Raw genomic sequence first — 14,175 nt, 5'->3', positions numbered from 1 at the left:
ACATAAATTATTCTTCATCAATAGTAGAATTATCTAATATTAATACATTACTATTTATAGTCACAGATTTAAGTTCATCAACAAACTCATTCTCAAACCCGATTTCTTCAAGTTCCTTACGCCCGATTGCATAAGGAATAGCATCTTTTAAACTACCTGCACGACTAATCAAAAGCCTCATGAATTGATTTCCTGCAATAAGCTGTTCTTCTTCTGTTAATGAGAACATAACGGGCATTTTATTGTTATTTTTAAATGTTAAATCTATGATTTGAGACCTTTGAAGAACTGCCTTGCTTGCATCTGTTTCAGGAAACAGTTCCGCCCCATTACAGATGATTTGAAGCTGTTCAAGTTTATGTTCAACGTTATTAATAGAAATTTCAACATCTGATATAGAACCTACAGTAACAAGCTGAAATCCATCATTAGAAGAAGGTTCTTTGATTATCTTCATGCTCTTATCAATAAGACGAAGAGTGGCATTATAATCGTTTGCTAGCTTATCATTCTTCTGTATCTCCTGTGCATAGAACTGCTCATATTTAAGCAATTCATGATGTTTTGTAAATATGGTTCCATTAAGTTCACATTCATATTTTTCATTCTCTAAAAGTTCTATATCATGCTGATATTTAATCACTCGTTTTCCTGTTTCTCCCATATTGTAGCCTATGGTATTAAAATGATGCACTAAGCCTGGAAGAAAAGCGGGACTAGTTACGAACCATCTACATCTGACACAGTTCTGCTCTGGAAAACCTGGAACAATACCGTAAGTGAGTTTATCCGTATCATCATTAACATATGTGCCACCTGAATCGCATCCAAAACAGCCTTTAGGACAAATTCCTTTATCACTTATAACAATACTTGCACCTGATTTTTGAGCATTGATTACCGCCTGATAAGCTATTGGGTCATTGGCAGCTACACTTGTTTCTAACTGTTCATACTTTGCATCTCTAATAAATCTATTAAAAGCTTCTTTATCATTTTCAAGGATGCTCTTTTCAGCCTGATTCATTGTATCTGTAACATATGAAATACCTGCTTTTGTATAATAAAGAGTCATAATGAGTCTTGCGTGACCTGCGATAGCCTTTGAAAGAATAGGCATTGGAACTCCACCTTCAAGAGCATAGGCAGTTATAAGTGATACCCTGAGTGAATGAAGGGGATAATAAGTCTTTTTGTTACTGTCTGGATGCACAAATTTTAATGTTCTTTCTTCTTCGGATGATGCATTTTCTTTAAGCTGCTCCTCAAGCTTTTGAAGTGTCTTATACCAAAAAGTGTCCAATCCTTTTACTACTATTGGCAAGTGTTCCTGTCCTATTGAATTTGGATTTCTGAAAAGAAATGTGATTTTCCCCATTTGTTTTAAAATCCTCACATCTTTTGAGCTTCCTAAGTGATTTGCTGTCATTTCTGTCCATTTTGCAGGTTGAGAAATAGGATTGTACTTCATCTGCCAGTCCCTAAGCTTTGCAAGCCAGTATTGTGCTTCTTCGTACTGCCAAGGAATGTCATAACCTTTATCGGATTCCTCTTTGTTGATGTCTGCTGTTTTATTCGTATTGATAAAAAAACCTGTCATTTCAAGCTGTGTTGTTTTGTCTTTGAATTTACGAAGAACTCCTCTTTCAAAAGGATTTCTTTCTGTACCCCGACTTAAATGTGACTCATTCTTAATCCATTCTCCAGCCACATTTCGCATAGTCTGCACATGCTTATAAGTATCCATTTCTCCACTGTCAAGCATACGTACCTGATAAGTTCTCAAAGGAAGAAGGAGTTTTGTCAAAAGTGCCACAGTAGTCCCAGGAAACCACATCTCATATACTTCATCAGAAAGCCCTTTAATTGTCTTTTCATACTTGGAAGTTTTTCTGAATCTGTAAACACAGTCTGGATCATTTTTATCAATAACAGACTTATCAACAATGAACCAATCACCACCTGATTTTGAATCGCATGCATCTTGTGCAAATTTCAAGTCTTTAAAGCAGGTTGCATTTAGAGGGCCGAGTATATTACGAAGGTCTTTAATATATTTATAAGGCAATACATTCTTATCTGATTCATTACGTTGAGATGATTTTACAGAGTCTGGTAAATATTTTGTTAGAGGATTTTCAAATTCTGCTGGAGTAAGTTTGTTTCCTAAATCATCTTCAACTGAAAACTTCTCCTCAATGACCCAGTCAATGAAAGCAATAATCTTTTTTGCTCTTTTTAAAGCAGAGGATTGTGAGCCTGCTTCCCCATAAATAATCTCGTAAAAATTTTTGGAGTCATATTCTCTTGAAATGAACTCCTGCACAGACCTAGTGATGTTATAGGGAACAGCATATTTCTTAAAGAAGTTTGATAGACTTGCAAGTGCTACATCTTTACTTCTTACAACCGTTTTTATCCATTCCTCGGCATATTCTTTCCATTCCTTTAATTCAAAATCATATTCTAAAAGCCATTCAAGACTTTCACCCGTGCTAGTTCCATGCTGTCTTAACTCAAGTTCTCTTTTCTTTGTTTTTTCCTTTAAGTGTTCAAGCCTCAGATTTTCTTTTGGCGATAATGCATTATCATTAAAAGCTCCGTTTTCAATGAAATCTCGGATCCATTTTATGACAGTACAATTTTTAACATCATATTCTCGCTCAATCTCAGTGGGTGATTTCCCATTGCAAAGTTCCTCAATCATTTTATACTTGAATAAATTATCATAAGTTTTTCTTCCCATTTATTTTCTCCTATATCTGTATCTATTCTGCTGTTTAGTTTCTTCATTCATCCATGCATCAATCTCAGTCTGCATTGGAAGTACACAACCATTATCCAAAGATGTAGTGGCATTATTTAGTGAAGCTGTAACATCTGCAACTGTTGGCTCTGTGTATACTTTATGAGACTCTATGGATTTGTGGTGCATGGCAACTTGCTTGATGCGGTCATCTATATTGGCATTTTTAAGTCTTTGACCATATGCGTGTCTATGTCCGTGTAAAGTAGTGCCATAGTTCTTTCCGACTATCAAATCAATCTTTTCAACCGCTTTTTCGTGAGACTCCCTCTGACTCCTAAGTGACATCATTTCTCCTAGTGTTTTAGGCGAATGTGAGACAAAGGCAAATGGGTGAGTATCCTTAATGCCATCTCTTAACCTTTTTGCCATATACATTTTCCATGCATACATAAAGATGTATCCCCATTCCTTTGACAACCAGTAAACATGCATGTATTTATCTTCATCGTTATCAAGTCTTGGCTCTTTCCACCCTGCAAATCGTTTACCCTGTGCGGAATACATATTGCGTGGAAGCAAACCATATTTTAATAGCAAATAGCTTTCTCTGTCTGTTATATATTTACCAGTAGTAGGGCTCTTGAAATCCTGCGGGGCTTTTCCTTCGCTTGGGTGATAGATTCTTACCACAGCAAGATTTGGGTCTTCAGGGTCAAGGAATACATCCTGCACCCATAAATGAAATACTTCGCTATGTCTAAGTCCACCGCCATGCATCAGTATAGTAATGGCAATATCACGCCATTTATAGCGGTCAACAAGGTCTAATTCATAGTTCTTTCTTGTATTCTTAAACCCTTCCCATAGTAGCTCATGTATTTTATTTTCAGGGAAGTCTTTTGTATCCCCTTTTGATGAGTGTGGTTTTCTTCTTCTAACAGCATTGCGAACTGATTTTACAGTTTCAGACATTTCATGAACATCATCTAAATGCCCTAGAAATGAATTCTGACTTTTGTTGATCTGTGCCATCCAGTTAAGTCGTTCTTCATATCTTGTTGCTTTTCTCCATGGGTTTAATTGAACAGCTCCATATTCTTCATATAACCAATCTGATAACCCATCTAAAGCATATAAAAGCATATTTGCTGTTTTAACTCTTTTAGGTAACCAATAAAGTCCCGAAGGGTCTAAACCTTCTTCATTTATTGTTCCTGAATAAACAGACTCCGTAAATGTATCAAAGAATTCTTTTGCAGAAGAATAACATTTCTGATTAGCTTCCATATAATCAAGCAATAGTCCAACAGCTTGCACTAACTTCTTATGCCAAGTTCTGCTTTTACTACGATTCTTTATTTGATATCTGTGTAATTGTTCAAAAAGTATTATCTCTCCATTATACTCAACTAGAAGAGTAGGAACGTCTATGCTCCTTCCTGTATTATCCCTATATGTTTTTGAAGATACCTGAACATACTTCATATATATCCTCCTGTACTTATAGTTTGATTATATTATTATGTATAACACCATAGATATTTATACATAACAACAATAAAAAAGGTACTACATATTAAAATGTAATACCTTTTTAGTAGTTTGATTATAAATATTTTACCCTAGATAACATTACGTTCCAGAGATTTTATATTTATTATATTCTTTTACAATATAAATATTATTAAATTTATATCTTATTGTTCTTTTGTAAAAATTGATATTAAATCTTTTATTTTTACTCTATTTCCTGTGTGCAATATCACTACTGAATATACTCTTACTGTAAATAACATTAATAACACAATTGTAACTATTAATATTATTAATCCAATTATTATTTGTGACATTTCTGCATTACCAGCTAAAATTGCTGATGGAATATAAAATGGTGATGAAAAAGGTATATATGCAGCTGCTGTTGCAACAGCTTTACTACCATGTGCTATTACCGCTGCATACGCTAAGTAAAAACCAAATATACCAACTAAAGTTACAGGCATCATGGCCATCTGTAAATCTTCTAACTTACTAACCGTAGCCCCAACTAATGCATTTAAAATTGAATATAATACATATCCTAGTATAAAGAATACTATAACAGCTATCATTTGCATAAGTGGTATTTTAGCTATTATACCTGTAATATCTATAGCTTTTGCACCCTCAAAAATTAATTTTTGTGCAAGTTGCCCACTTATTTTTAACGATAGAATCACTGTTAATATTATAGTTGCAAATTGTGAAATTGCTAACAATCCCATTCCTACACATTTCCCTACCAAAAGTTCCATAGCTTTTGTTGATGTAAGCAAAAGTTCCATTACTCTTGATGTTTTTTCTGCTACTATTGAATTTGCAACCCAATATCCATAAAAGTAGATAATATAGAATAATAAAAAGCACGCAACCATTGGTAATATAGTCTTCATTATTCTTTCTTCCATTGTAATTGTTGCATCTTTAGCCTCTAAAATATCAGTTCCAATCGATGCCATAACATTTTGCAATGCTTCAGGGTTTACACCTGCTCCTATTAATCTACCAGCATCTAAAGAAGATGAAACTGCCTCTACTAGCACTTTAGCATCAGCCTTTACAATTTTATCATTACCAGGCTTTAGAAGTTCTACTGAATATCCAAGTTCACCTTTAGATACAAAAATATATACCATATTTTCTTCAGTATCTTTAAGCTTTTTGCTTGCAATTTCCTTACTATCTGATGTATTTACAAGGTCTAAATCTTTAAAAGAATTTTTAATATCATTTGAAATATCTATATTTAATCCTGAATTATCATTATAATATGCAGTATTAATTTTAAATTCTGTTTCTTCACTATTAACAATTTCTTTATTATTAGCTTTTTTGTCTTGTATAGCTGGAATAATATTAACTAAAGACGTCATAATAGCTACTGCTAATAAAATAATAATTGTTGATACTTTAAAAGATTTCCCTTTTACTTGCTGCGTTATTGTAAACTTAACAACTTTCCAAAATTTTCTCAAATCCATTATTGTCCACCAACCTTTTCTATGAATATTTCATGTAAACTTGGCTCTCTTAATTCAAATTTTACAAGAGATATATTTTCATCAGTTATTCTTTTTAATAACCTATTAACTTCCTCTTGGCTTTTCACCATTAAATTTATTTCCTCAGCATTTTCACTTTCAATTTCCATATTACATTCCTTTATTAAATGTTTAATATCTTCATCACATCTAACTAATAACCTGTTTCTTCCATAGCCTTTTTTAATCTCTTTTAGATTACCTTGTAATATTGTTTTTCCTTTATTTAATATTAAAAGATTTTCGCAAAACTCTTCTATTGTATTCATTTGATGGCTAGACATTATAATATATTTACCCTTACCAATCTGCTCTTTAATAACTTCTTTAAAAAGATCTGTATTAACAGGATCCAATCCACTTAATGGCTCATCTAAAATTAATAATGATGGATTAGAAATAAGGGCTGCAATAAATTGTATTTTTTGTTGATTTCCTTTTGATAGTTGGTCTGCTTTTTTATTTTTATACTCCGTTGCTTCTAATCTTTCAAGCCAATAATCAATACTTTTTATAGCATCAGCCTTAGACATCCCTTTAAGTTCTCCAAAATAAACCAACTGATCTATAATTGAGAATTTAGCATAAATTCCACGTTCCTCTGCAAGATATCCTGTTGAAACTGTATTAGGAGTGTAATTTTCTCCATTCCACGTAACTGTTCCCCCATCTTTATTAATCATTCCAAGTATCATACGGATAGTAGTTGTCTTACCTGCACCATTAGTTCCAAGTAACCCAAAAACTCCTGGTTTATCAATTGAAAAACTTAATTTATCTACAACTTTATTTTCTCCGTAATTTTTATTTAAATTTGTAACTGTTAAAGCCATTTTTATCCCCCTCATTTATTAATATATTTAAACTAATCCAATTCAATGTAGAGTGCACTTCAATTTCACATTTTAATACATCCATTATTGAATTGTTTTATTAGTATTCTGCTTCGCCTGTTTTTTTTACAATTTTTTTTAGTCTATTAATTGATAGTGAAAATTTAGTAGTTGTAAACAAAATTAATATACAAAACAATCCAATTAATAATATTGGGAAAATAGATATAGAATTATCATTAAGCTTTCCTATAATCATATTTGTTAGAATTACAAGTTCGAACATAAAGCAACCTAAAATCAAATAATGATATTTTTTTAGCCATTTTAGTTCTTCTGTAGGATTATTATACAATTCTATACTCTTGTAATTTTCTTTTTCACCGGTGTATTTAAAGTAGTTGAAATACCTCATCTTGCTTATATATTCAAATCCATATTCTCTATAAAGCTTATAATATTCCTCTTTATCATATATTTTTTCTTTAAAATCTATTCTGTATATTACATCTTCACATGTATCTTTTTTAAAGGTATATAAGCATAAGAACTTTACATTTTTAAAATGAAGCCCCTTATTTACCATTTCATTTAGCCATTCTTCTTCTTTGTGAATGTCAAAAATATAAAATAATTTAAAAACTCTTTTTAAATCACTCACTTTCATTTACCCCCAATAATATTTTAGACTCTCTTAAAAGTTTCTCCAATCTCACTAATTCTAATTTAACTACTTCACTACCTAAAGTACTTAAAATATAGTTTTTCTTTTTATCCTCATCTATTACTGAGCTCACAGTTGAAATTAAATTATCCTTGCTTAATTTACTTAATGCACCATAAAGAGTTCCAGGTGCAAGTAGAATTCTTCCTTCTGTAACATCAGAAACCTGTTGCATAATGCCATACCCATGTAAAGGCCTACTTAGCGAACATAAAATTAAATAAGTTGTTTCAGTTAATGGCAGAAACTGTATAGCTTCCTTTGACATAACATCACCTCACACACAACATCGTTATACGTTATATCGCACTCCGATACTACCTATAAAATATTATATCCTATTTTGGAAAATATGTACATAGTTTTTTATGGAAATATATAAATAATTTCAAACGCAAAAAAATGCCACCTTTCGGTGACATTAATATGTTATTTACTTATGTGGCTTTTTGCAACTTCTACTAAGTCAGCAAATGCCTTTGGATCATTTATAGCTATTTCTGATAACATTTTTCTGTTGATATCTATATTAGCTAACTTCATTCCGTTCATGAATTTTGAGTATGAAAGATCATTAATTCTTGTAGCAGCGTTTATTCTAGCTATCCATAAACTTCTGAAATCTCTCTTCTTTAATCTTCTACCCACGTATGCGTTTCTTAAAGCTCTAATTACTGATTCATTAGCAGTTTTGAATAGTCTACTTTTTCCACCATAATAACCTTTTGCAGCTTTTAAAACCTTTTTATGGTTTTTACGACTGTTGACGGCTCTTTTAACTCTTGCCATGTTTCAATTCCTCCTATATACATATCTATTTTATAGATATGGTAATAATTTCTTCATTGTTTTTTCTTGAGTTGTTGAAACTAAAGCAGATTTTCTTAAGTTTCTCTTTCTCTTTGAACTTTTCTTAGTTAAGATATGGCTCTTGAAAGCTTTAGCTCTCTTAAGTCTACCTGTACCTGTTTTCTTAAATCTTTTTGCTGCACCTTTGTGCGTTTTCATTTTTGGCATGATAATAATCCTCCTCTCAGATTATGCTTTTTTAGGGCCTACAATCATTGTCATGTTTCTACCTTCTTGTCTTGGATATTTTTCAATTATGCAAATATCTTCTAACTTTTCAAAGAAGTTTTCAAGAATTTTTTTACCCATATGGCCAAGTGTAGCTTCTCTACCTTTGAACCTAACAGTGATTTTAACCTTATCCCCATCTAGTAGGAATTTTCTAGCATTTTTAGCCTTAATAGTAATGTCGTTTTCTTCAATATTCAGACTACATCTGATTTCTTTAAGAACAACTACTTTTTGACTTTTCTTTGCGTCTTTGTCTTTCTTTGCTTGCTCATAGATATGCTTACCTAAATCCATTATTCTACATACTGGCGGTTTAGCAGTTGGAGAAATCATTACCAAATCACAGTCTTTTTCATCTGCAATTTCTTGAGCATCATTAGTTGCCATTATTCCTAATTGGCTTCCATCATGACCTATAACTCTAATTTCTCTCTCTCTTATGTCATCGTTACAAATAAATTTTTTACTAATATGTTCCACCTCCATAAATTTTTTAAATAAAAACACAACATAATGGGGACAGCTTCCGCCGTCCCCATTATTCTATATTTAACTGAAATTAATTCAGTTACATTTTAAAATAATTACCTAACTAAGCATAATGCCGTAAGGTGAGAAACGGCTGTGTTTCCTCTTAACAAAATATATTTTATCATGATACTAAATTGTTGTCAACCTTTTTTTATTATTCTATATTTATATCCTTTTCTTGATATTTCCAAAATAGAATAGCTGCAATAAGTACACTTAGTGATATACTTGCATAAACCCAAAACAATGAATTTTGGATACTTCCAGCTAAAATTATTAATGAACCAACGGTTGCTAAAATCGGATTTAGCTTTCCTCTCCATAGGCCTTTAATTTCACCGCTTATACCCATTTTAAACACCTTAAAATATAAAATTATGTATAATAAATAATTAATTGTAATTGATATTTCTGATATATCTGAGTTATTAAGTATTTTTGATTTTAAAATTATATAATGGGCTAATAACCAAATTAATGATATTAAAAATGCAATAATAGAAGATTGTACAGGCATTCCAATCTTATCATTTACTTTCGAAAATGTTTTATATTTAGGGAACATACCTCTAATTGCTAAAGAATATGGTAATCTAGTGTGTCCCATTATAACACCATTAACTGCTCCAAGTATTGATATAACTACAAATGTAAGTATTATCTTAGCACCAAATGGTCCAAATAAATTATTTGCCACTAATGCTACATGAGCATCTCCAAGGTTCATTATAGTTTCTGTTCCAATATACATACTAATCCCTACAAAATATAATAAATAAATTGCAAGTATAAATAAAGGCGCCATAACTAGTGCTTTCGGTAAGTTTCTTTTAGAATCTTTAACTTCATGACCTATTGATGTTGCCATTATCCATCCATCAAATGAAAATGCGATTGGAGCTATAGCTGCTATCCATCCAAATGATTTCATACTAGTTATATCACTTAGTATAACTGTACTTGTCTCTCCAAATAATGTTCCTGCAATTGCGATTACTATTAATGGAATTATTTTAATTATAGTTGATGCATTTTGAAAAATCCCACCAAGCTTTGCTGATAATATATTCATTATATATGTAATAGTCATTATAAATAATCCAATTAAAATTTGCATCTCTAGTGTACTATTAAATCCAAATAACATGCATATATATATTCCTGAAACCCAAGAAATTACTGCAATTATAGTTGGATAATATAAAAAAGTATGAAACCACCCAAGTGCACATGCAATAGATTTATTATATGATTCTTCTGCATATGTTATTATCCCACCAGCTTTACTGCTTCTTGCTGCAAGTTCTGAAATTGTAAGACTTCCAAATACAATTCCGATTGCAGCAATACAAAATAATAGCACACCAAGTGCTATACTTCCATTTGTTGCGACAAGTATGTTATCACTCTTAAAAAATATTCCTGATCCAATAACAACTCCTACAATCATACCTACGGTAGTAAATAAACCATATTCATTTTTTTTCATGTACATTTCCTCCTCATCCTAAGTAAAATTTTATTTTAATATGCCTAAATTATATAGTATTTAATATATCATAAATTGTCATAATTTAAAATATATATTGTGTTTTTTATCAGTTATTCAATAATTTAATATAAATCCCCTATTAAACCATACTTTTATTCTTTATTGTTTATTCTTTGTAATTTTTAATATTCTATACATTTTTTTCAATACCCTTTACTATTTATTGTAATAGAACTTCTATAATAATATGTAGCAAACTTAATAAACTGCTATATTTCTTTCAAACAAATATACTGTAAAACTTGAAATTTAATTGAATTTCAAGTTTTATTATGATAATATTTAAACATACAAATTTTAGGAGGTATATTATGTTAATTTTAACTACTGAAACTTTTCCCGGAAAGGAAATTATAGAAGTTAAGGGACTTGTAAAAGGTGGTACTGTTAGGTGTAAACATATAGGGAAAGATATCGGTGCTAGTTTTAAAAACCTTGTTGGAGGAGAAATGACTGGCTACACTGAAATGCTAACTGAAGCTAGGCAAATTGCTATTGGAAGAATGGTTGATGATGCTACTGCAAAAGGTGCAAATGCCATTGTTGCAATGAGACTTATGTCATCTTCCATCACACCTGGATCTTGTGAAATGGTTGCTTACGGTACTGCCGTTGTAATCGAGTAGTTGTTCCTCACATGTTTTTTATTATACTCCTTATTATTTTAATCTATGCAATCATTATTTTAGGATCAATTTGTTTATTAATTTCGACTATTGTAAACAGATGCAAAGAAAAAAAGCTAGAAAAAGAAGAACACAAAGATTATAAAGATTATTAGAGATTCAAAAAATAACAAGTCAACATTTAAAATAGACTAGCTATTGTATTGTTATTTTTAAACTGTCTTAATAAATACCCATTAACTTTTTAAATTAATAAAAGTTAATGGGTATTTTTATTTTTATAACCTTATTGATTATAATATTCTACTTTTTAGTCTAAACTAATTTATATAGGATTAATTCTAAAAAATAAATACATGGAGGTATATCAATGGATTTTCAATATTTTATTCCTACAAAAATACTTTTTGGTCCTGGTAAACTAAATGAATTATCAAAGGTAAAATTACCTGGCACCAAGGCACTAATCGTAATTTCTGGCGGTAATTCCATGAGAAAATATGGTTATTTAGATAAAGTTCAATGTTTACTTAAAGAAAATGGTGTTCAAAGCTTAGTCTTTGATAAAATACTCCCAAACCCTGTCTTATTAAGTGTAATGGAGGGCGCTTCCATGGCTAAAAGGGAATGCTGCGATTTTGTAGTTGGACTTGGTGGTGGTAGTAGTATAGACGCTGCTAAAAGCATTGCTGTAATGGCTACAAACCCAGGCAATTATTGGGATTATATTTCCGGTGGTAGCGGAGGTAATAAGACTGTTTCTAAGAAAGCCTTACCTATAGTTGCAATTACTACAACTGCCGGTACTGGCACTGAAGCTGATCCTTGGACCGTTATAACTAAAGAAGATACTAATGAAAAAATAGGCTTTGGAATCGAAGATACATTCCCTATTTTATCCATAGTTGATCCTGAGCTTATGACTTCTATTCCTCCACATTTAACTGCTTACCAAGGTTTTGATGCATTATTCCATGCAACCGAAGGATATATAGCAAATATATCGACTCCTTTAAGTGATATATTTGCATTAAAAAGTATTGAATTAATTTCACAAAACTTATCCAAAGCTGTTAAAAATGGTGAAAACATAACCGCTCGTACAAATGTAGCCTTAGCGAATACCCTATCCGGAATGGTAGAATCCACCTCTAGTTGTACATCTGAACATTCTATGGAGCATGCATTAAGTGCTTATCATCCAGAATTGCCTCATGGAGCGGGGCTTATTATGCTATGCGAGAGTTATTATAGCTTCTTCGAAGATAAAGTTGCTGAAAAATTTATTGATATGGCTAAAGCAATGGGGGAAGACGTAGATTCATTACCTGAACACAAACGTCCCCATTCATTTATTATCGCTTTGAAAAAATTAATAAAAAATTGTAATGTTGAAGCTTTAAAAATGTCTGACTTTGGAATTAAAGAAGATGAAATACCTAAAATAGCTGAAAATGCAAGAAATACAATGGGTGGACTTTTCACTTTAGATAGATATACTTTATCTTTAGATGAAACAATAGAAATTATAAAAAATGCTTATAAATAATAATTCATTTATTATAATAAACAAAATACCAAGTTTAGTAGTCCTAAACTTGGTATTTTATATTAATTACCTACAAAATAATTTTATAATCTGTTGTTCATTTTGATTAATCATTATTTGAAGATAATTTATCGAATTCAATTATAGTGTCCATATCTTTATCTCCACGACCTGATAAATTCACAATAATAATTTTATCCTTATCTAAAATAGGTGCTAACTTCATAGCATAAGCTATTGCATGCGCTGATTCTAAAGCTGGGATTATGCCCTCCTCTTTTGTTATGAAATGAAATCCTTCTATTGCTTCTTTATCTGTTATAGATACATAGCTCGTTCTACTTACATCTCTTAAATAAGCATGTTCTGGTCCAACTCCTGGATAATCAAGACCAGCTGATATTGAATACACTGGTAATACGTCTCCAGCTTCATCTCTTAACACATAAGTCATCATTCCATGAATTATTCCTTTTTTGCCCTTTTCCATAGTTGCTGCATGATAAGCTGTTTCAACCCCAAGCCCCCCAGCTTCAACTCCAATTAATTTCACATTTTTATCTTCTATAAATGGATAAAATATTCCCATTGAATTACTTCCACCACCAACTGGAGCTAATATATAATCAGGCAATCTCCCCTCTCTATCTAAAACTTGTTTTCTTGCTTCATCTCCTATTACTCTTTGAAAATCTCTAACCATTGTCGGATACGGATGCGGCCCAACTACTGATCCAATTATATAAAAAGCATCTTCCACATTTGCAACCCAACTGCTTATGGCTTCGTCTACAGCATTACTTAAAGTTTTTGAACCACTTGTAACTGCTGTAACCTTAGCTCCTAGCATTTCCATTTTCTTAACATTAAGAGACTGTCTATGCATGTCCTCTTCTCCCATAAAAACTTCGCATTGCATATTAAACTTTGCAGCTACTGTTGCAGTTGCTACTCCATGTTGACCTGCTCCTGTTTCTGCTATTATTTTCTTTTTACCCATTCTTTTTGCTAATAACACTTGTCCTAATGCATTATTTATTTTATGAGCTCCTGTATGATTTAAATCTTCTCTTTTTAAATATATCTTTGCACAACCTAGGGTTTTACTCATATTATCCGCATAATATAAAGATGTTGGTCTCCCTACATAATCCTTAAGATAATATCTGTATTCTTCCATAAACACCTCATCTTTGCTAGCTTTATAAAATTCTTTTTCTAATTCTATTAATGCATTCATTAGTTTTTCTGGTACATATTGTCCACCAAACCCATTAAATTTTCCATTCATATTATTTTCCTCACTTTCTTAATTAATTTTTTTATTTTACTCTACAGGATCTTCAAACTAACCATTTAATGCGAAAAAAAAGCCACTCCAACCCATTATCCAATAGCTATGCATTAGATAATGGGACGAAATGACTCGTGTTGCCACCCATATTATATAT

General features: G+C 31.4%; 13 protein-coding genes. 2 read left to right on the top strand and 11 right to left on the bottom strand.

The genetic code is table 11. The features are described 5' to 3' along the window. Positions 1 to 7 precede the first annotated feature (7 nt). The 10 genes from gmtZ to J1C67_RS13570 all read right to left on the bottom strand — a co-directional run bounded on the left by gmtZ (position 8) and on the right by J1C67_RS13570 (position 10,486). Complete coding sequence (gmtZ, locus tag J1C67_RS13615) at positions 8 to 2,746, bottom strand: gamma-mobile-trio integrase GmtZ (RefSeq protein ID WP_207253512.1); 2,739 nt, start codon at positions 2,744 to 2,746, stop codon at positions 8 to 10. Beyond that, positions 2,747 to 4,234: a gamma-mobile-trio recombinase GmtY gene (gene gmtY, locus J1C67_RS13610; protein ID WP_207253511.1), complete on the bottom strand. Its 1,488-nt coding sequence runs from the start codon at positions 4,232 to 4,234 to the stop codon at positions 2,747 to 2,749. Positions 4,235 to 4,446: 212 nt separating this feature from the next. Next, positions 4,447 to 5,769 carry an ABC transporter permease gene (locus J1C67_RS13605; protein WP_167867703.1) on the bottom strand — a complete coding sequence of 441 codons (1,323 nt, stop codon included), beginning with the start codon at positions 5,767 to 5,769 and terminating at the stop codon, positions 4,447 to 4,449. Then, complete coding sequence (locus tag J1C67_RS13600) at positions 5,769 to 6,662, bottom strand: ABC transporter ATP-binding protein (protein WP_167867704.1); 894 nt, start codon at positions 6,660 to 6,662, stop codon at positions 5,769 to 5,771. Before J1C67_RS13600 ends, J1C67_RS13605 begins: the two co-directional genes overlap by 1 nt. Before the next feature lie 100 nt (positions 6,663 to 6,762). Continuing rightward, complete coding sequence (locus tag J1C67_RS13595; RefSeq protein WP_167867705.1) at positions 6,763 to 7,323, bottom strand: DUF2812 domain-containing protein; 561 nt, start codon at positions 7,321 to 7,323, stop codon at positions 6,763 to 6,765. After that, complete coding sequence (locus J1C67_RS13590) at positions 7,316 to 7,654, bottom strand: PadR family transcriptional regulator (RefSeq protein WP_167867706.1); 339 nt, start codon at positions 7,652 to 7,654, stop codon at positions 7,316 to 7,318. Before J1C67_RS13590 ends, J1C67_RS13595 begins: the two co-directional genes overlap by 8 nt. A 161-nt stretch (positions 7,655 to 7,815) precedes the next feature. Further along, on the bottom strand, positions 7,816 to 8,175 hold the full coding sequence (gene rplT / locus J1C67_RS13585) for a 50S ribosomal protein L20 (protein ID WP_089971157.1): 360 nt from the start codon (positions 8,173 to 8,175) through the stop codon (positions 7,816 to 7,818). 30 nt (positions 8,176 to 8,205) lie between these two features. Continuing rightward, entirely contained in the window at positions 8,206 to 8,403 is a 198-nt protein-coding gene (rpmI, locus tag J1C67_RS13580) for a 50S ribosomal protein L35 (RefSeq protein ID WP_089965560.1), read from the bottom strand. A 21-nt stretch (positions 8,404 to 8,424) separates the two neighbouring features. Then, positions 8,425 to 8,946 (bottom strand): translation initiation factor IF-3, encoded by a 522-nt coding sequence (gene infC, locus J1C67_RS13575; RefSeq protein WP_089966514.1) that lies wholly within the window; start codon positions 8,944 to 8,946, stop codon positions 8,425 to 8,427. Positions 8,947 to 9,151: 205 nt separating this feature from the next. Next, positions 9,152 to 10,486, bottom strand: a complete 1,335-nt coding sequence (locus J1C67_RS13570; protein WP_167867074.1) for an APC family permease — start codon at positions 10,484 to 10,486, stop codon at positions 9,152 to 9,154. 374 nt (positions 10,487 to 10,860) lie between these two features. On the opposite strand from J1C67_RS13570, the gene J1C67_RS13565 reads away from it, so the two are divergent. Further along, positions 10,861 to 11,175: a heavy metal-binding domain-containing protein gene (locus tag J1C67_RS13565; RefSeq protein ID WP_089965555.1), complete on the top strand. Its 315-nt coding sequence runs from the start codon at positions 10,861 to 10,863 to the stop codon at positions 11,173 to 11,175. A 370-nt stretch (positions 11,176 to 11,545) separates the two neighbouring features. Continuing rightward, a complete protein-coding gene (locus J1C67_RS13560) occupies positions 11,546 to 12,724 on the top strand; it encodes an iron-containing alcohol dehydrogenase (protein ID WP_167867075.1) in 1,179 nt (392 codons plus the stop codon). A 106-nt stretch (positions 12,725 to 12,830) separates the two neighbouring features. Here J1C67_RS13560 and trpB read toward each other — a convergent pair whose 3' ends face one another. After that, positions 12,831 to 14,015, bottom strand: a complete 1,185-nt coding sequence (trpB, locus tag J1C67_RS13555) for a tryptophan synthase subunit beta (protein ID WP_167867076.1) — start codon at positions 14,013 to 14,015, stop codon at positions 12,831 to 12,833. Between the last annotated feature and the right edge of the window lie 160 nt (positions 14,016 to 14,175).

The sequence above is a fragment of the Clostridium gasigenes genome (genome assembly GCF_017348895.1).
In the GTDB taxonomy this organism is placed as follows: domain Bacteria; phylum Bacillota; class Clostridia; order Clostridiales; family Clostridiaceae; genus Clostridium; species Clostridium gasigenes.
This window is presented reverse-complemented; position numbering and strand designations above follow the sequence as displayed.